This is a genomic window from Saccharothrix obliqua, from assembly GCF_019375475.1.
Classification (GTDB): Bacteria; Actinomycetota; Actinomycetes; order Mycobacteriales; family Pseudonocardiaceae; genus Actinosynnema; species Actinosynnema obliqua.
The window spans coordinates 509,109-526,226 of record NZ_JAHXGQ010000001.1 but is presented as its reverse complement, the minus strand read 5'-3'; the positions used below and the strand labels follow the sequence as shown (position 1 = coordinate 526,226).

General features: G+C 73.6%; 15 protein-coding genes. 10 read left to right on the top strand and 5 right to left on the bottom strand.

The features are described 5' to 3' along the window. Positions 1-103 precede the first annotated feature (103 nt). From KZQ38_RS02720 to KZQ38_RS02700, 5 genes are all read left to right on the top strand, one after another. The gene (locus tag KZQ38_RS02720; protein WP_219438006.1) at positions 104-1,006 is read left to right on the top strand and encodes a hypothetical protein; all 903 of its coding nucleotides are present in this window, start codon (positions 104-106) and stop codon (positions 1,004-1,006) included. A gap of 162 nt (positions 1,007-1,168) precedes the next feature. Beyond that, positions 1,169-1,927: a hypothetical protein gene (locus tag KZQ38_RS02715; protein WP_219438004.1), complete on the top strand. Its 759-nt coding sequence runs from the start codon at positions 1,169-1,171 to the stop codon at positions 1,925-1,927. A gap of 158 nt (positions 1,928-2,085) precedes the next feature. Continuing rightward, positions 2,086-2,874 carry a hypothetical protein gene (locus KZQ38_RS02710; RefSeq protein WP_219438002.1) on the top strand — a complete coding sequence of 263 codons (789 nt, stop codon included), beginning with the start codon at positions 2,086-2,088 and terminating at the stop codon, positions 2,872-2,874. Positions 2,875-3,122: 248 nt separating this feature from the next. Beyond that, positions 3,123-4,451, top strand: a complete 1,329-nt coding sequence (locus KZQ38_RS02705) for a serine/threonine-protein kinase (RefSeq protein ID WP_308258206.1) — start codon at positions 3,123-3,125, stop codon at positions 4,449-4,451. Between the two features lie 112 nt (positions 4,452-4,563). Further along, entirely contained in the window at positions 4,564-6,132 is a 1,569-nt protein-coding gene (locus KZQ38_RS02700; protein WP_219438000.1) for a serine/threonine-protein kinase, read from the top strand. 308 nt (positions 6,133-6,440) lie between these two features. Here the strand turns inward: KZQ38_RS02700 and KZQ38_RS02695 are convergent, their stop codons facing one another. Beyond that, entirely contained in the window at positions 6,441-7,337 is an 897-nt protein-coding gene (locus KZQ38_RS02695) for a LysR family transcriptional regulator (RefSeq protein WP_219437998.1), read from the bottom strand. 76 nt (positions 7,338-7,413) lie between these two features. On the opposite strand from KZQ38_RS02695, the gene KZQ38_RS02690 reads away from it, so the two are divergent. Next, positions 7,414-8,337, top strand: a complete 924-nt coding sequence (locus KZQ38_RS02690) for a DMT family transporter (RefSeq protein WP_308258205.1) — start codon at positions 7,414-7,416, stop codon at positions 8,335-8,337. A gap of 182 nt (positions 8,338-8,519) precedes the next feature. Then, positions 8,520-8,930 carry an SsgA family sporulation/cell division regulator gene (locus KZQ38_RS02685; RefSeq protein WP_219437996.1) on the top strand — a complete coding sequence of 137 codons (411 nt, stop codon included), beginning with the start codon at positions 8,520-8,522 and terminating at the stop codon, positions 8,928-8,930. A 211-nt stretch (positions 8,931-9,141) separates the two neighbouring features. On the opposite strand, the gene KZQ38_RS02680 is transcribed toward KZQ38_RS02685, so the two are convergent. Together KZQ38_RS02680 and KZQ38_RS02675 are read right to left on the bottom strand one after the other, a co-directional pair. Continuing rightward, positions 9,142-9,807: a response regulator gene (locus tag KZQ38_RS02680; RefSeq protein ID WP_219437994.1), complete on the bottom strand. Its 666-nt coding sequence runs from the start codon at positions 9,805-9,807 to the stop codon at positions 9,142-9,144. Then, complete coding sequence (locus KZQ38_RS02675; protein ID WP_219437992.1) at positions 9,804-11,096, bottom strand: ATP-binding protein; 1,293 nt, start codon at positions 11,094-11,096, stop codon at positions 9,804-9,806. Before KZQ38_RS02675 ends, KZQ38_RS02680 begins: the two co-directional genes overlap by 4 nt. 110 nt (positions 11,097-11,206) lie before the next feature. Between KZQ38_RS02675 and KZQ38_RS02670 the strand changes: the two genes are divergently transcribed. Beyond that, positions 11,207-12,421 carry a PspC domain-containing protein gene (locus KZQ38_RS02670; RefSeq protein ID WP_308258204.1) on the top strand — a complete coding sequence of 405 codons (1,215 nt, stop codon included), beginning with the start codon at positions 11,207-11,209 and terminating at the stop codon, positions 12,419-12,421. Then, entirely contained in the window at positions 12,414-12,617 is a 204-nt protein-coding gene (locus KZQ38_RS02665) for a hypothetical protein (protein WP_219437988.1), read from the top strand. The genes KZQ38_RS02670 and KZQ38_RS02665 overlap by 8 nt, the downstream gene beginning before the upstream one ends. A gap of 137 nt (positions 12,618-12,754) precedes the next feature. Here KZQ38_RS02665 and guaA read toward each other — a convergent pair whose 3' ends face one another. Beyond that, positions 12,755-14,323: a glutamine-hydrolyzing GMP synthase gene (gene guaA, locus KZQ38_RS02660; protein ID WP_219437985.1), complete on the bottom strand. Its 1,569-nt coding sequence runs from the start codon at positions 14,321-14,323 to the stop codon at positions 12,755-12,757. Between the two features lie 47 nt (positions 14,324-14,370). Here guaA and KZQ38_RS02655 point away from each other — a divergent pair, with 47 nt between their 5' ends. Continuing rightward, positions 14,371-15,816, top strand: coding sequence for an aldehyde dehydrogenase family protein (locus KZQ38_RS02655; RefSeq protein ID WP_219437983.1), 1,446 nt, complete (start codon positions 14,371-14,373; stop codon positions 15,814-15,816). On the opposite strand, the gene KZQ38_RS02650 is transcribed toward KZQ38_RS02655, so the two are convergent. Continuing rightward, complete coding sequence (locus KZQ38_RS02650; RefSeq protein ID WP_219437981.1) at positions 15,806-17,104, bottom strand: FAD-dependent monooxygenase; 1,299 nt, start codon at positions 17,102-17,104, stop codon at positions 15,806-15,808. The two genes, KZQ38_RS02655 and KZQ38_RS02650, sit on opposite strands and share 11 nt — an antisense overlap. Positions 17,105-17,118 lie beyond the last annotated feature (14 nt).

Below are 17,118 nucleotides of genomic sequence, written 5' to 3'. Positions count from 1 at the left end.
CGTGCGCAGGGTCCGGCTGCCCCACCCCTCGTTCCCTGCCCTGAACAGGTGAATCTCGGCCCGAGTCACGTGCGGGCCGGGGGTGGGAGGGATCACAACAGCCATGGACTTCGGGCAACCGGCACGAGCGGGCAGGCACCGGCTGGCGGACGAGCGGGCGGTCCTCTGGCTGCCCGCGGGCGACGCGCCCGAACCCGTGCTGCCGCTCCAGCGCACCCGCGACCCGCTGTGCGACAGCGACGTCGTCGGCCTGCACAAGTTCAACATCGGCCTGGTGCCCGCGTCCGTCACCCCGCCCCGGACGTGGAAGCGGGCCGCGTGGTTCGCCGTCCTGTCGTCGGCCGCCGTCCTGGTCGGGCTGGCGTACGCGGCGGCCGAGCTGGTCGGCGTGCACCCGCCCGAGCAGCGGATCGGGATGCCCGCCCAGCTCACGGCGAGCCCGCTGCTCAGCGGGTTCGCCGCGGCCACCACCACGCCGCCGACCACCGCCGCCCGCCTGGACGTGCCGCGGGTGGACCGCGCGGACGCCGCCTGGTCGCCCGGTGAGGCCCGGCAGCCGGCGGCCGTCGTGCCCGTCGTGCCCGACACCGCGCCGGGCGAGCCCGTGCCGGACGGCGTGCCCGGCGTCGGCCAGCGGCCCGGCGCGGCGCCCCAGCCGACCGTGACCACCGTGGCGGGCGACGCGCCCGCCGTGGTGGACGGCGCGGCCCTCGTGCTGCGCACGCAGCGGTTCTTCGAGCAGGCCGCGGCGAACGTGGACGCCGCGATCGCGCTGGTGTCCGCCGCGTTCCGGCCGGACGCCGAGGCGCAGCTCGAGCACCGGATCGGCGACGTCGCGGCGGTGCGGGTCAGCGAGATCACCGTGGACGCCACCCGCGGCGTCACGGTGAGCACGCTGCACGTGACCAGGAAAGACGGCACGACGACCACGGAGAAGCGGCAGCTCGTGTTCGCGACCTCGGGTGAGCCGTTGATCGAAGCCGAGCGGCTGGTGGACAGCGCCTAACGGTCGTTAGCGAACGCACACCTCCGGGCTTGATCGCCTGAACGAGGGATACCCCGCGACCGCTGGCCGCCACGAAAGGGTGAACCCACGGGTTCGGCTGGCTTCGCGCAGGTGGCACGCGGTACGAGTGCTGGCGACGACACGGGTACGAGGGAGTCGCCAGTGCAGCGCCCTACGACGAGCGGTCGCAGGCACAACCGGGCCGGTTCGGTCTCCGTTGCCGAGCTGATCCGCAAGCAGCGCCCACCGCTGCGGGCACCGGCCCGCGGTCGGGCGGGCGCGCCCGCCACCGAGCCCGCCCACCTGGCACCGCCACCGCCGACCAACCGCACCGCCAAGGTCGCGGGCCTGGCCACCGGCGCGGCGGTGTTCCTCGCGTTCACCACCACGGCCGCGCTGCTGGCGAGCCACCGGGACGCCGGTCCCGAACCGCCCGCGGTCGCGCCGCCCGCCGCCATCGCCGGCTCCTCGGCGTTGCGGCCGGACGTGCTGGCCGCCGAACTGGGCGGCCCGCCGGTGCGGGCGCAGCCGCCGGCGGCGGACGAGGTGCCGCTGGAGCTGCCGATGGAGCCGGACCGGCCGGTGGTGCCGCCGCAGGAGGCGGCCTCCCGGTCCAAGCCGCAGGTGGACGTGGTGCGGCAGTTCTACGAGCTGCTGCCCGCCAAGCCCGCCGACGCGGCCCGGCTGCTCACCCCGGAGCTGGTCGGCCCGAGCACGCGGGACTTCGCGGCCTCGTGGAGCGGCGTGCAGGCCATCACCACCGAGTCGACGGCGCTGCGGCCGGACGGCACGGTGCTCGCGGTGGTGTCGATGCAGGAGCGCTCGGGCCGGTGGTTGCGGGTCGAGCAGCGGTTCTCGCTGACCGACACGAGCCCGCCGCGCATCGTGGACACCGAGGTCGTCTCCGCCCAACGTGGTTGACGCAGCGTGACAACCACGACGGGCTCCGTCACGGATCGTAGACAAATCTGGTTGTTGACGAGGAAAGTTCCACCGAAGGGGTTACGGATTCGGTCACGATTCGGTATCCATGTTCCCGGTCGGTAGCGCATCAGCACTTCCGGGAAAGGTGACCTCCGGTGTCGAACGACGACAAACGCCGTCGGTGGGACAGCTCGACGGCCCAGCTGTCCGTCGCGGAGCTGATCGCCCGGCGCGAAGCGGAGACGCAGCCGATCCCGCGCATCACCGACGAGGAGACCGTGCGGTTCCGGCCCACCGACCTGTCCGGCCGCGAGCTGCACATCACCGAGCTGCTGCGCCGGGAGGGCCGGGCGGGCGAGGAGGAGCGCGGCGGCGGGTTCTCCGTGCCGAAGCTGGTCGCCCTGGCGAGCGGCGGCGTGGTCCTCGCGGGCACGGTCGCGTTCACCGCGTCCAACCTGCTGTCGTCGCCCGACGAGCGCCCGCTCGCCGAGGTCAGGTACGACGCCCGCCAGGCCGCGCGCAGCACCAACACCGTGGGGATGGACCTGGCCGCCGCCAAGCCGCAGCAGGCCGCGCCGAAGGTGGCCGAGACCACCGACGCGACCACCGCGTCGACCGCCGCGCCGAACACCCAGCAGCCCCGCCCGCGCGTCACCCAGCAGCCGCGGCCCGCGCCGACCACCACGACCGAGCAGGCACCGCCGCCGGTCGAGGAGCCGCCCGCCGCGCCGCCGACCACCAGCACGCCGCCCCCGAGCAGCGAGACGCCGCCGCCGACCAGCAGCACGCCCGTGGCGCCCCCGTCGACGGACGTCGCGCCGCCGCCCTCCTCCGGCACCACCGCGCCGCCCACCACCACCTCGCCCGGCCTCGACGTCGGGGTCGACCTCGGCGAGATCCTCGAACCCATCGGTGGTTTCGACTTCTTCGCGCCGGCTCGGTAGCCCGGTCCCCGCCCGCTGGGCCGTTCGGACCCAAATCGCGCGATCTTCACCCGAACAGGTGGCCTCAGGCGGCGCTTTCGGGTATCCCTTCCCGGTCTGAACGTAGCTCGCGTGACCTGCGCGACGGTCCGAAAGCCGTCGTCACCGCCGGGGTAGGCTGTCCGCGCACCGATCCGCACGACGAGGAGCCCGAGCGTGAGACCTGCTGCCCATGCCGCGGTCGCGCAGCGCCCCAGCGAGGTGGTCCGGTGACCGACGGCAAGCTGATCGCCGAGCGCTACCGCTTCCTGGACCGGATCGGCAGCGGCGCCATGGGCGTCGTCTGGCGGGCCCAGGACGAGCGCCTGGGTCGGATCGTCGCGATCAAGCAGCTGCTGCTCCAGCCCAGCCTCGACGCCACCGAGCAGGACGAGGCCATCCAGCGCGCCATGCGCGAGGGCCGGATCGCGGCCAAGCTGCACCACCCCAACGCGATCGCCGTCTACGACGTGGTCGAGGAGAACGGCGCTCCGTGCCTGGTCATGGAGTACCTCCAGTCCCGCAGCCTGGCCGACACGATGGCCGAGCACGCGCCGCTGGAGCCGGTGGAGGTGGCGCGGATCGGCGCGCAGGCCGCCGCCGCGCTGGCCGCCGCGCACGCGGCGGGCATCGTGCACCGGGACGTGAAGCCCGGCAACGTGCTGCTCGCCGACAACGGCCTGGTGAAGATCACCGACTTCGGCATCTCCCGCGCCAGCGACGACGTCACGGTGACCAAGACCGGCCTGATCGCCGGCACGCCCGCGTACCTCGCGCCGGAGATCGCCCGCGGGCAGGACCCCACGCCCGCCTCGGACGTGTTCTCCCTCGGTTCCACGCTGTACGCGGCGGCCGAGGGCGAGCCGCCGTTCGGGCTCAGCGAGAACACCCTGGGCGTGCTGCACGCCGTGGCCGCCGGGCGGATCAACCCGCCGACCACCGAGGGGCCGCTGACCGACGTCCTGCTGGCGCTGCTGAGCTACGACCCCGCCGACCGGCCGACCATGGCCCAGGCGCGGGACATGCTCAACGCGGTCGCCAACGGGCGCGCCGGGACCGTGGCCGGCCTCGCGCCGGCGGCGGTGCCCGCGGCCGGCGCGACGACCGTGCTGGACGCGGACCGGACCCGCGTGGTGCGGCCGGGCCCGCGCACGTCCGGCCCGACCACCCCGGTGGCGGCGCCGCCACCCACCAAGGACGGCAACACCAGGCCGCTGGTGGTCGCCGCCGTGGTGCTGGGCAGCCTGCTGCTGCTCGGTTTCCTGCTGGTCCTGCTGGGCGTGTTCGACGCCGAGCAGCCGAAGGTGCCGCCGGCGAGCAACACCAGCTCCTCGACCACGCCGCCCACGACCACCACCACCGCGCCGGTGACCACCACCACGGTGCCGGTGGAGGTGACGACCGACGAGCCGATCCCGACCACGACCACCACCACGACGACCACGACCACCACTACGACGACCACGACCACCACGACCACCACGACGGTGCCGGTGACCACGCCGAAACAGACCACCTCCGTCGCACCCACGACTTCAGAGGCTGCACAGGGCAGCTGACGAACCTCGTAAGGTGGACGGCGAACCCACCGGGTGCCGCAACGTCTCCTGTCCTTGTGGCGATGTCACCGGTGTTCGCCACTGATCCAGTCCGAGCAGCTTTGGAGCACCTGTGACCGACGATGGCCGCCTGGTTGCCGGCCGCTACCGACTGGGCCGGCGGATCGGCAGCGGAGCCATGGGCATCGTCTGGCAGGCGCACGACGAGCGCCTGCACCGCACCGTCGCCGTGAAGCAACTGCTCCTCCAGCCGGGGCTGGCCGAGGCGGACACCGACGAGGCGAAGCGCCGCGCGATGCGCGAGGGCCGCATCGCGGCCCGGTTGCAGCACCCGCACGCCATCGCCGTCTACGACGTCGCCGAGGACGACGGGCAGCCGTGGCTGGTGATGGAGTACCTGCCGTCGCACAGCCTGTCCACGGTGCTGTCCGAGCGGGGCACGCTGCCGCCGCGCGAGGTGGCCGCCATCGGCTCGCAGGTCGCGTCGGCGCTGGCCGCCGCGCACAACGCGGGCATCGTGCACCGCGACATCAAGCCCGGCAACGTGCTGCTCGGCGACGACGGCACGGTGAAGATCACCGACTTCGGCATCTCCCGCGCGACCGGCGACGTCACCGTCACGGCCACCGGGATGCTCGCCGGCACGCCCGCCTACCTGGCGCCGGAGGTCGCGAAGGGCTACGACCCCGGTCCGCCGTCGGACGTGTTCTCGCTGGGCTCGACGTTGTACGCGGCGGTCGAGGGGATGCCGCCGTTCGGGTTGAACGAGAACACCATCGCGCTGCTGCACCAGGTCGCGTCGGGCAAGGTCACGCCGCCCAAGCAGGCCGGTCCGCTGACCGCGTTGCTGATGCGCCTGCTGCGTGCCGAGCCGGAGGACCGGCCGACCATGGCCGAGGCCAAGGAGGCGCTCGCCGCCGTGGCCGCCGGCCGTGCCGCGCCCGAGTTCCCGGTGGCGCTGCCGCAGCACAACCCGCCGTCGTGGCGGGGCACGCCCGTGCCGCCCGCCGCGGCGACCCGCCCGGTGACGCCCGCGCCCGCCGCGACCCGCGTCGCGCCCGCGCACACGCCGCCCCGCCCGGCCGCCGCGCCGAAGCCGGCCGCGCGACCAGCCGCCGCACCCCGCCCGGCCGGTCGCGGCCTGGCCAAGAGCAAGCGCTCCACGGTGGTCACCGCGCTGGCCATCGTGGCCGCCGCCGTGGTCGGCATCCTGCTGGCGAGCGTGCTGACCAGCGGTGGCGGCAGCACCGACGACCAGGCGGGTGGCACGCCGACCACGCAGCCCAAGCAGGCGGGCGGCGGCGAGCCGTCCGCGACGTCGACGGAGAAGACCGTCACCCCGCCGCCCAAGATCACCACGGATCCGACCGCGGCGCAGATGGAGCAGACGATCCGGGACTACTTCGCGCTCATGCCGACGAACGTCGACGAGGGCTTCAACCGGCTCACCGCGGACATGAAGGCCGCCGCCGGCGGCTACGACCGGTACAAGGGCTGGTGGGACCTCGTGAAGTCGGTCGAGCTGACCAACATGAGGCTCAACTCGGAGTACGCGTACGAGGTCGACCTCGCGTTCGGGATGAAGGACGGCTCGACGTCCCACGAGCGCAAGCTGATCGCGTTGAAGTGGGAGAACCAGGGGCTGTTCATCGACAAGGAGCAGTCGATCAGCAAGTCCTAGCCGGTGCCGGCCGCCGCCACGCGGGGTCTCCGCGCCGGCGGCGGGCCGCCTGGGTTGGGGGCGGCCGACCGGCAGCGCGCACCGCACCACGCCGGCTGCGGGATCGGCCGACGGCCGCGGCCCAGGACGGCAAGCGACGCGACCAGGCACCGGGCACCGACCAGCGGCACGCACCGCACCACGCCGGCGGCGGGATCGGCCGACGACCACGGCCCAGGACGGCAAGCGACGCGACCAGGCACCGGGCACCGACCGGGCAGCGAAACCACACGGCACCAAGCGCCCGCGACAGCCGAAGCCCGGCGGCGTCAGCCCGCGGCCGCGGTGCGGAGGGCGGACAGCAGTGTCCGCACGGCGGGTGAGGTGAGGGTGTCCACGCGGACCGCCGCGCCGATCGCGCGGTTCGGCTCGGGACGCCGCAGCTTGCGGACCACCACGCCCGGGTGCACGACGCCCAGCCCGAGCTTGGGCACGATGGTGACCCCGAGCCCGGCGGCCACGAAGCCCTGCGCGGTCGGGTAGTCGTCGGCCTCCACCACCAGGTTCGGCGTGAACCCGGCCGCCGCGCAGGCGTCGACCACGATGTCCCGGCACGGTCCCGGCGGGTTCGCGGCGTCCACCCACGGCTGCCCGGCCAGGTCGGCCAGGTCGAGCACCCGCTTGCGCGCCAGGTCGTGCCCACGCGGCAGGACCGCCAGGTACGGGTCATCCAGCAGGTGCTCGACGTGCACGCCGCGCGGCGGCTCGGCGAGGCGGGCGAACACGCACAACGCCACGTCCGCCCGACCGGCCTCGACCTCGGCCAGCGGGTCGTCCGGCTCGGTCAGCCGCAGGTCCAGCCGCACGTCGGCGTGCCGGGCCCGGAACGCGGCGACGGCGGGCGGCACGAGGGCGGCGCCGGCGGTGGCGAAGTAGCGGACCCGCAGGCGACCCGTGCGACCCTCCCGCAGGTCCGCCAGCGCGGCCTCGGCCTCCACCAGCCGGTCGGTGATCCGGGCGGCGTGCTCGGTGAGCAGCCGACCCGCGACGGTGGGCCGCACGCCGCGGCCGACGCGGTCCAGCAGCGGCAGCCCGGCCTGCTTCTCCAGGGCCGCGACCTGCTGGCTGATCGCGGACGGGGTGTAGCCGAGGTTGACCGCCGCGGCGGTGATGGAGCCGGTCGTGACCACGGCCCGGAGCACCTGCATTCGTCGCACGTCCAACATGTCCGAATCGTACAGCTCAGCTTAAGGGACGTGCAGAATTATTCACTTGTGCTGTTGGGTCGCCCGCGCGCAAAGTGTGCCGGTGAACAGTCCCGGGACGTTGATCAGGATGGGTGTCCTCGCCCTGCTCTGGGGTTCCAGCTTCCTCTGGATCAAGATCGCGCTGACCGGCCTGTCCCCGGTGCAGATCGCCCTCGTGCGCACCCTGCTCGGCGCGGCGGTGCTGGTCGTCCTGCTCCACGTGCGCGGGCAGCGGCTGCCGCGCGGCCGGACCGCGTGGCGGCACCTGCTGGTCGCGGCGACGTTCGCCAACGCCATCCCGTTCATCCTGTTCGCGATCGGTGAGCAGACCGTCGACTCCGGCGTCGCGGGCGTCCTGAACGCCACCACGCCGCTGTGGACGCTCGCGATCGGCCTGCTGCTGGGCTTCGAGCGGCAGCGGCACCCGGCGCGGCTCGCGGGGCTGGGGCTGGGCTTCGCGGGCACCCTGCTGATCTTCGCGCCGTGGGAGAAGGCGGGCCTCGCGAGCTGGGGCGCGCTGGCGTGCCTGGCCGCCGCCGCGTCGTACGCGGTCGCCTACACCTACATCGGCCGCACGATCTCCGGGCGCGGCATGTCGTCCATGCAGCTCTCCGCCGCGCAGCTCACCGCGGCGAGCGGGCTCACCGCGCTGGCCGTGCCGGTCGGCGGGCTCCAGCCGGTGCACCTGAGCTGGCAGCCGCTGGTCGCCGTGGCGGTGCTCGGCGTGTTCGGCACCGGCTTCGCGTTCGTCCTGAACTACCGGCTGATCGAGGACGAGGGCGCGACGAACGCCACGACCGTCGGCTACCTGCTGCCCGTGGTGTCCGTCCTGCTGGGCGCGGCGTTCCTCGGCGAAGCGATCGGCGTGCGGGTCGTGGTGGGCATGGTCGTGGTCCTGGTGGGCGTCGCGCTGACCCGCAAGCAGCCCGCGACCGCGATCATTCCGACCGACCGCGCTCCGGTGACTACGCTCAAGTGACCTGCGATAACGCTGGGTTACTCACCGGTATGGCCATCTGAGACGGGCGATGTGGGCAAACGGGTGGACCTGAGAGCCAGGTCTCCCCCGATCGCGTGGTGTTCGGGCGAACCACGTCCCGAATCGCCTCCCCGGACGTCTCCTCTCCAGTGAGGGTGAAACACGGGAAGGACTCCACAACCATGAGCGCCGAGAGCATCACCGCCAGCACCACGTTCCACCTCCTGGTCCCGGGGGTCGCGCCGGCACCGGTGGAAGCCGAGCTGCACTACGAACCCGAGGACCCGTACGCGGTCGCCGTCCTGTTCCACACCGGTCAGGGCAAGGTCGAGTGGATCTTCGCCCGCGACCTGCTGGCCGACGGCCTGCTGACCGCGTCCGGCGAGGGCGACATCCTGGTCCGGCCCGCCGCCGACGACCCCGAGCGCGTCCTGCTGGAGCTGAACGCGCCCACCGGGTTCGCCATCCTGTCCGCTCGTGCCGAGGACATCGCCGAGTTCCTGGACCTCACCTACGACGTGGTCCAGCCCGGCGAGGAGGACCTCTGGATCGACTTCGACCGCGAGCTGGCCAAGCTGGTCTCCACCAACTGACCCGGTCGCCGACCTCCTCCCGGAGCGCCAGGGGATCCCGGGGGACGGTGGGCGACCCGGTCGAACGGGTCGGCGACGGCGCCTCGGCGCGCGTCGGCAGGGGAAACCGACCCGAGTCCCGCCGGGCCTCACACCGGCGGGCGCGGAACTCCGCGCATCGACGTCCCACCGGGGCCGATGCGCGTCGATGCGATCACAAACCCGCCGGGCCTCAGACCAGTCTGCGGTCCGAGGCCCAGCGGGACAGCTCGTAGCGGTTGGAGAGCTGCGTCTTGCGCAGCACGCTCGACACGTGGGTCTCCACGGTCTTCACCGAGATGAACAGCTCCGACGCGATCTCCTTGTACGCGTAGCCACGCGCCAGCAGCCGCAGCACGTCACGCTCGCGGGGCGTCAGCAGGTCCAGCTCGGGGTCGCTGATGGGGGCCGCGCCGGGCCGGTCGGCGAACGCGTCCAGCACGAAACCCGCCAGCCGGGGGCTGAACACGGCGTCGCCGTCGGACACCCGCACCACCGCGCGCACCAGCTCCTGGCTGGAGATCGTCTTGGTCACGTAGCCACGCGCGCCCGCCCGGATCACCGCGATCACGTCCTCGGCCGCGTCGGACACCGACAACGCCAGGAACACCACGTCCGGCAGCGTCGTGCGGACCTGCCGCAGCACCTCCGCGCCACCGCCCTCCGGCATGTGCACGTCCAGCAGCACCACGTCCGGCTTGACGTGGTTGATCCCGACGACCGCCTCGCCCACCGAGCCCGCCTCGCCGACCACGTCCACCTCGTCGGTGATCGAGTCCAGCTCCGCGCGCACCCCGGCGCGGAACAACGCGTGGTCGTCCACCAGGAACACCCGCACCGGCGTCTTCTCGGCTGTCACGTCCCGGCCTCCGTACTCCGTGCTCCGGCCGCGCCGGAGGTCTTGCGGGGCATGTAGAGCTGCACCTCGGTCCCCTCGCCGGGGGTGGTGCGCAGCCGGACCTCCCCGCCGTGCCGGTCCATCCTCCCCCGGATGGAGTCGGCGAGGCCATGCCGGTCCTCCGGGACCAGCTCCGGGTCGAAGCCCTTGCCCCGGTCCCGCACGAACACCGCGACCCGCTCGGGCTCCACCTCGCCGTAGACGCTGATCTCGGCGACACCCGCGTGCTTGGCCGCGTTCACCATCGCCTCGCGGGCCGCCTGCACCAGGGCCAGCAGGTTGTGGTCGAGGTCGCAGTCACCCACGACCACCTGCTGCACGGCGAGCGCGAACTGGTCCTCCACCTCGCCGGACGCCTTGGCGACGGCCGCGGACAGGGTGGTCGGCCGGTCGCTCTCGTCCACGCTGCGCCCGTACAGCCAGTCCCGGAGCTGCCGCTCCTGGCCACGCGCGAGCCGCTTGACCTCACGCGGGTGCTCGGACTGCTTCTGGATCAGGGCCAGCGTCTGGAGCACCGAGTCGTGCAGGTGGGCGGCGATCTCGGCACGCTCCTCGGTGCGGATGCGCACCCGGCGCTCCTCGCCCAGGTCGTTGATCAGCTTGATCCACAGCGGCACGGTGAGCACCGCCGCGCCGCCCAGCGTGGCCACCACCGCGAGCAACGCGAACCGGAGCTGGTCGATGCCGTAGCTGCTGATCAGCAGCACGCCGATGCCGATGGCGACCAGCGCCACCCCGGACAGCACCCGCACCACCCCGGCCCGGCCGGTGCCGACCAGCCCGGACTTCGCGCCGTCCCGCCAACGCCTGCGCTGCGCCTCGTCGGCCTCCCGCCACACCACGGCCGCGCCGACCAGCGCCACCGCCAGCGGCCCCACGATCCAGCCGCTGACCGGGCCGGTCAGCAGACCGCTGACCACGGCCGCGCCGATGCCCAGCGCGACGAGGCCGAGCGCCTGCTGCCGCTCCTGCGGCTTGGCGGTCGGCTCGGGCGTGTCGGCCGCGCGTTGCGGCACGAACAACCACAGCAGCCCGTACGCGACGATGCCGATGCCGTTGAGCGCGGTGAGCGCGGCGAACACCGCCCGGACCCAGAAGACCTCGACGCCGAGGTGGTCGGCGACACCGCCCGCGACGCCCGCGACGACGCGGTTGCCACGCCGGCGGCGCACCGGTTCGGGCGCGTGCGCCGGTTTCGGGGTCGGTTTGGTCGCGGCCGGCTGCGGCGCGCTGTCCACCTGCGAACTCACCCCACGATCGTCACACGGGCCCAATATCGAATCATCAGGGTTCCACCCGATACCCGGTTCAGGGTGGATCCCCGATGTGCATCGTCCCCCGAAGCAGCATTCTCGTCACCGTGAGCGGGAACCTGAGCGCAGCGGGCGTCGAGGAGACGCTGAAGGACTTCTGGGTCAGCCGACCCAGGCGGCCGCACGGCGGGCGCAAGATCGCGGGTGTCGCCGCCGGTATCGCCGAGCGGTACCAGGTCGACCCGGTGATCGTGCGCGTCGCGTTCGTGGCCATGGCGCTGTGCAACGGTGCGGGCATCCTGATCTACCTGCTGGGCTGGCTGTGGCTGCCGCAGGCCGACGACGAGGTGTCCGCCGCCGAGGCCCTGATCGGCCGGGGCCGCAGCTCGACCCCGGTGCCGCTGACCGTGCTGCTCGGCCTCGCGGTGTTCCCCGCGTCCGGCTTCTTCGTGGACGGCGGCTTCACCCTGGTGGGCGGCGTGCTGCTGTCCCTCGGCGCGATCTACGCGCTGCACCGCGGCCGGGGCCACGTCAACCGTCCGACCCCTGCACCCGAGGTGAGCACCGTGGACACCGCCGATCCCCCGACGACCCGCGTGACGACGACGACGCCGCCGGCGTGGGACCCGCTGGGCGCGGCGCCGTTCGCCTGGGACCTGCCCGAGCCGGCGACCGAGGCGGCACCCGTCGCGCCGCAACCGCGGCCGGTCCGCCGCCGCCGCAGGTCGCGCGTGGGCGGGGCGACGTTCGGCCTGGCCATGGTGGTGCTCGCCGGGTCGCTGGTGTCCTCCTCGTACAGCTCGTGGTTCACGCCGCAGCACACCATCGGCCTGGTGGTGGCGACGCTCGGCCTGGGCCTGCTGGTCGGCGCGTTCCGGGGCGGCGCGCGTGGCCTGATCGGGCTGGTGGTGCCGCTCAGCCTGGTCGGCGTGGTGCTGACCAGCGTGAACTTCTCCTGGTACGGCGGTTCGGACCGCTTCGGCGACGTGACGGCCCGACCGGCCGCGACGGACCAGGTGGAGGACCGGTACGACTCCAACGTCGGCACCGTCGAGGTCGACCTGACCGGGTTGCCCGCGACCGGCTCGGTGAAGACGCGGGTGGAGGTCGGCGCGGGCAGCGCGCGGGTGACGGTGCCCGCGGACGCGCAGGTCGTGGCGACGTGCGAGGCGTCGATCGGTTCGGTGGACTGCCTCGGGAAGCGCGTCGACGGCCGCAACCGGTCGACGACGGTCACCGAGGACGGCGGGGCCGACGGTGGTCTGAAGGTGGAGCTGGACGTGCGCGCAGCGGTGGGAGAGGTGGTGGTGAGCCGTGGCTGACCAGGAGTTGAGCGAGAAGCGGGGAATCGACGTGGTGGGGCTGGTGTTCGGGGCCGCCGCCCTGGTCGCCGCCGCCTACATGCTGTCCGACGGCGCGTCGTGGCCGGACTTCCTGGACCTCAGGTGGGTCCTGGCCGGCGGCGCGATGGTGATCGGCCTGGGGCTGCTCGCGGGCTCCGCCCGACGTCGGAGGTGAGAGCTTCGGCGCCGCGGTGGCCGCGGTGCCGGGGACAGGGGGGTTCGAAGGGGTTCGAGGGAATCGATGGAGTGATCACGGGGGTCGGAGGAGGCCATCCCGCCACGCGGCGGGGTGGCCTTCGTCGCGTCCCGGGGTCACTCCCACTCGATGGTGCCCGGCGGCTTGCTCGTCACGTCCAGGACCACCCGGTTGACCTCCGCCACCTCGTTGGTGATGCGGGTGGAGATGCGCTCCAGCACGTCGTAGGGCAGGCGGGTCCAGTCGGCGGTCATCGCGTCCTCGCTGGACACCGGCCGCAGCACCACCGGGTGGCCGTAGGTGCGGCCGTCGCCCTGCACGCCGACGCTGCGCACGTCCGCCAGCAGCACGACCGGGCACTGCCAGATCGTGCGGTCCAGGCCGGCGCTGGTCAGCTCCTCGCGGGCGATCGCGTCGGCCTTGCGCAGGATCTCCAGGCGTGCCGCGGTGACCTCGCCGATGATCCGGATGCCCAGGCCGGGACCGGGGAACGGCTGGCGCTGCACGATCGTCTCCGGCAGCCCGAGTTCCGTGCCGACCCGGCGCACCTCGTCCTTGAACAACGCCCGCAGCGGCTCGACCAGGGTGAACTGGAGGTCTTCCGGCAGGCCGCCGACGTTGTGGTGGCTCTTGATGTTCGCCGCGCCCGAGCCGCCGCCGGACTCCACCACGTCCGGGTACAGCGTGCCCTGCACCAGGAACCGGTAGTCGCCCTCGGCCGTCAGGTCGCGCTCGGCCTGCTCGAACACGCGGATGAACTCGCGGCCGATGATCTTGCGCTTCTCCTCCGGGTCGGTGACGCCGGCCAGCGCGTCGAGGAACCGCTCCCGCGCGTCCACCGTCACCAGGTTCACGCCGGTGGCCGCCACGAAGTCCCGCTCCACCTGCGCCCGCTCACCCGCGCGCAGCAGGCCGTGGTCGACGAACACGCACGTCAGCCGGTCACCGATGGCGCGCTGCACGAGTGCGGCGGCGACCGCCGAGTCCACGCCGCCGGACAGGGCGCAGATGGCCTTGCCGTCGCCGACCTGCGCCCGGATGCGCGCCACCTGCTCGTCCACGATGGATGACGTCGTCCACTGCGGCCGGATGCCCGCGATGTCGTGCAGGAACCGGCGCAGCACCTCCTGGCCGTGCGGGGAGTGCCCCACCTCCGGGTGGTACTGGACGCCCGCGAACCGCCGCCGCCGGTCCTCGAACGCGGCGACCGGCGCGCCGTCGCTGCTCGCGGTCACCGTGAAGCCTTCGGGGGCGCTGGTCACGCAGTCGCCGTGGCTCATCCACACCGGGTGGTTGCCGGGCAGCTCCTCGTGCAGCAGGCCGCCCGCCTCGGTGAGGCCGAGTTCGGTGCGGCCGTACTCGCGGGTGCCGGTGTGCTCCACGGTGCCGCCGAGCGCGCCCGCCATGGCCTGGAAGCCGTAGCAGATGCCGAACACCGGCACGCCCACCTCGAACAGCTTCGGGTCGACCTGCGGCGCGCCCGGCTCGTAGACGCTCGACGGCCCGCCGGACAGCACGATCGCCGCCGGGTCCTTCTCCAGCAGCTCGGCCACCGACGCCGTGTGCGGCACGACCTCGGAGTAGACCTGGGCCTCGCGCACGCGGCGGGCGATCAGCTGCGCGTACTGGGCCCCGAAGTCGATGACCAGAACTGGGCGGTTGCTGCTCTCAGACACGGCTGACATCGTCTCAGACCTGCGCGGGGTGCTCAGCACGGCCTAGGTTGTCCCCCATGGACGCGACCACCCCGCAGCCCCGGCCCTGCTGGATCGCCGGACACCCCGAGCAGGGCACGCAGGCCATCACCGTCTCCCACCCCTACGACGGCACAGAGGTCGCCTCGGTCGCCGTACCCGGGCCTGACCAGGTGGAACGGGCGGTGGCGGCAGCCGCGGCGGTCGCGAAGGAGTTCCGGCGCACCCCCGCGCACGTGCGCGCGGAGGCGTTGCTCCAGGTGTCGCGGGCGCTGGCGGAGCGGGCCGAGGAGGTCGCCGAGACCATCACCGCCGAGAACGGCAAACCGCTCAAGTGGGCGAACACCGAGGTGACCCGGGCGGTCGCCACGTTCCGGTTCGCCGCCGAGGAGGCCCGCCGGTTCACCGGCGACCTCCAGCGCCTGGACACCGACGTCACCGGCGAGGGCAGGCTCGCCCTGGTGCGCCGCGTGCCGCGCGGGCCGGTGCTGGCCGTCGCCCCGTTCAACTTCCCGCTGAACCTGGTGGCGCACAAGGTCGCGCCCGCGCTGGCCGTGGGCGCGCCGGTGGTGGTGAAACCCGCGTCCGCCACGCCGCTGTCCGCGTTGCTGCTCGGTGAGCTGCTGGCGGAGACCGACCTGCCGGAGGGCGCGTTCTCGGTGCTGCCGGTGCGTGGCGGTGACATGAAGAACCTGGTGGCGGACGAGCGGCTGCCGGTGATCTCGTTCACCGGTTCCACGTCGGTCGGCTGGTCCCTCACCGACGCCGCGCCCCGCAAGCACATGCTGATGGAGCTGGGCTCCAACTCGGCGGCCATCGTCTGCCCCGACTGGCCGGACCTGGACCGGGCGGCGACGCGGATCGCCACGTTCGGCAACTACCAGGCGGGCCAGTCGTGCATCGCGGTGCAGCGGGTGCTGGTGCACCGCGACGTGGCGGAGGAGTTCGTGCCGAAGCTGGTCGCGGCGGTGCGGGCGTTGCGGACCGGCGACCCGCACGACCCGGAGGTCGAGGTGGGCCCGCTGATCGACGAGGACAACGCGCGGCGCGTCGAGGAGTGGGTGGCCGAGGCCGTCGACGGCGGCGCGCGGCTGCACGTCGGCGGCGGGCGCAGCGGCGCTTCGGTGGAGCCGACCGTGGTGCAGGACGTGCCCGCGACGGCGAAGCTGTGGCGGGAGGAGGTCTTCGGGCCGGTGCTCGCGGTGTCCGTGGTGGAGTCGCTGGACGAGGCGTTCGAGCAGGCCAACGCCACCGACTACGGGTTGCAGGCGGGCGTGTTCACGCGGGACGTGGCGGTGGCGTTCCGGGCCGCGGCGGAACTGGAGGTCGGCGGCGTGATCATCGGCGACGTGCCGTCGTACCGGGCCGACCAGATGCCGTACGGCGGGGTGAAGGGCTCGGGCACCGGTCGCGAGGGGGTGCGCTCGGCGATGGAGGACTTCACCGAGGAGCGCACCATGGTGCTCACCGACATCACCCTCTGACGAAACCCGTGGCCCGGCGCAGCGCCGCGGCCGGGTCGGGCGGGTCGACCGCCGCGAGGTGGCCGTCCGGGCGGATCAACCGCCCGCCGTCGTACGTGAAACCGGGGCCGCACCGGTGGCTGCCGGCCACCAGTTCACCCGGGCAGCCGGGCGTGGTGAGCGGCGAGTCGCGGTAGGCGAACGGCTCGAACAGCCGACCCGAGTCGATCTCGGCGGTCCGGCCGCCGCTGAGCACCTCGTGGCGGTAAGCGCGCTCGGCCTCGGTGCGCGGCACCAGGAACCGCATGGTGGCCCCGGTGACGCGGAGGTTCTCGTCGGCGGCGGCGCCGCGCTCCTGCTCGTAGGACGGCAGCAACGCGGGTCCGGCCTCACCGCGGCGGTCCAGCACGACCTTCCACACGGCGTTGTCCGCGTCGCAGATGCCCGAGTTGAGGCCACGCGCGCCGAACGGGCTCATCACGTGCGCGGCGTCGCCGATCAGCAGCACGCGGCCGTCGCGGAACCGCGTCGCCCGCCGCTGGTGGAACCGGTAGGTGGACTGCCACAGCACCTCGTACGGGCGGTCGCCGGTGATGGCGCGGATGTGCTCGGGCTCCAGGTGGAACCCGGCGGGCACCTGCCAGTCGACCCGGTGGACGCCGCCCGGTTGCGGGTGCAGCAGCACCTGCCTGCCCGGGTGCCAGGCGGGGTCGAAGTGGAACAGCCGCTCGGGTTCGGCGTGCCCGAGGTCGACCCGGATGTCGGCGATCACGAACAGGTCCTCGAACGAGTGGCCGACGAACCCGATGCCGAGCAGGTCGCGCACGGTGGACCGGGCGCCGTCGGCGGCCAGGCAGTGCGTGCCCTCGACCACCTCGCCCCCGGCGGTCACCCGCACGGTGGCGCCCTGCCGCAGGTCGGTCACCCGCCGCCCCCACCGCAGGTCGATCAGCGGTTCGCGCCGCACCAGGTCGTCGAGGACGCGTTCCACCTCGGTCTGCGGCGTGTTGACGAACGGCGGGAAGCCCTCGCGGCGCGGCAGTTCCACGGTCAGCACCTCGCGACCCCGGTAGAACGTCCGCCCCCGGTACCAGGTGACGCCCGCGTCGACCACGGCACGCCCCGCGCCGACCCGCTCCAGGACGTTGAGCACGTCGTGCTGCACGCAGATGGACCGGCTGCCGACGGCGGTGCGCTCGGCGGCGGCCTCCAGCACCACGCTCGGCATGCCCGCGCGGGCCAGCAGCAACGCCGCCGTCATGCCCACCGGTCCCGCGCCGACCACCACGACGGGCAGTTCCGCGCCCACCGCGCCCACCTCCG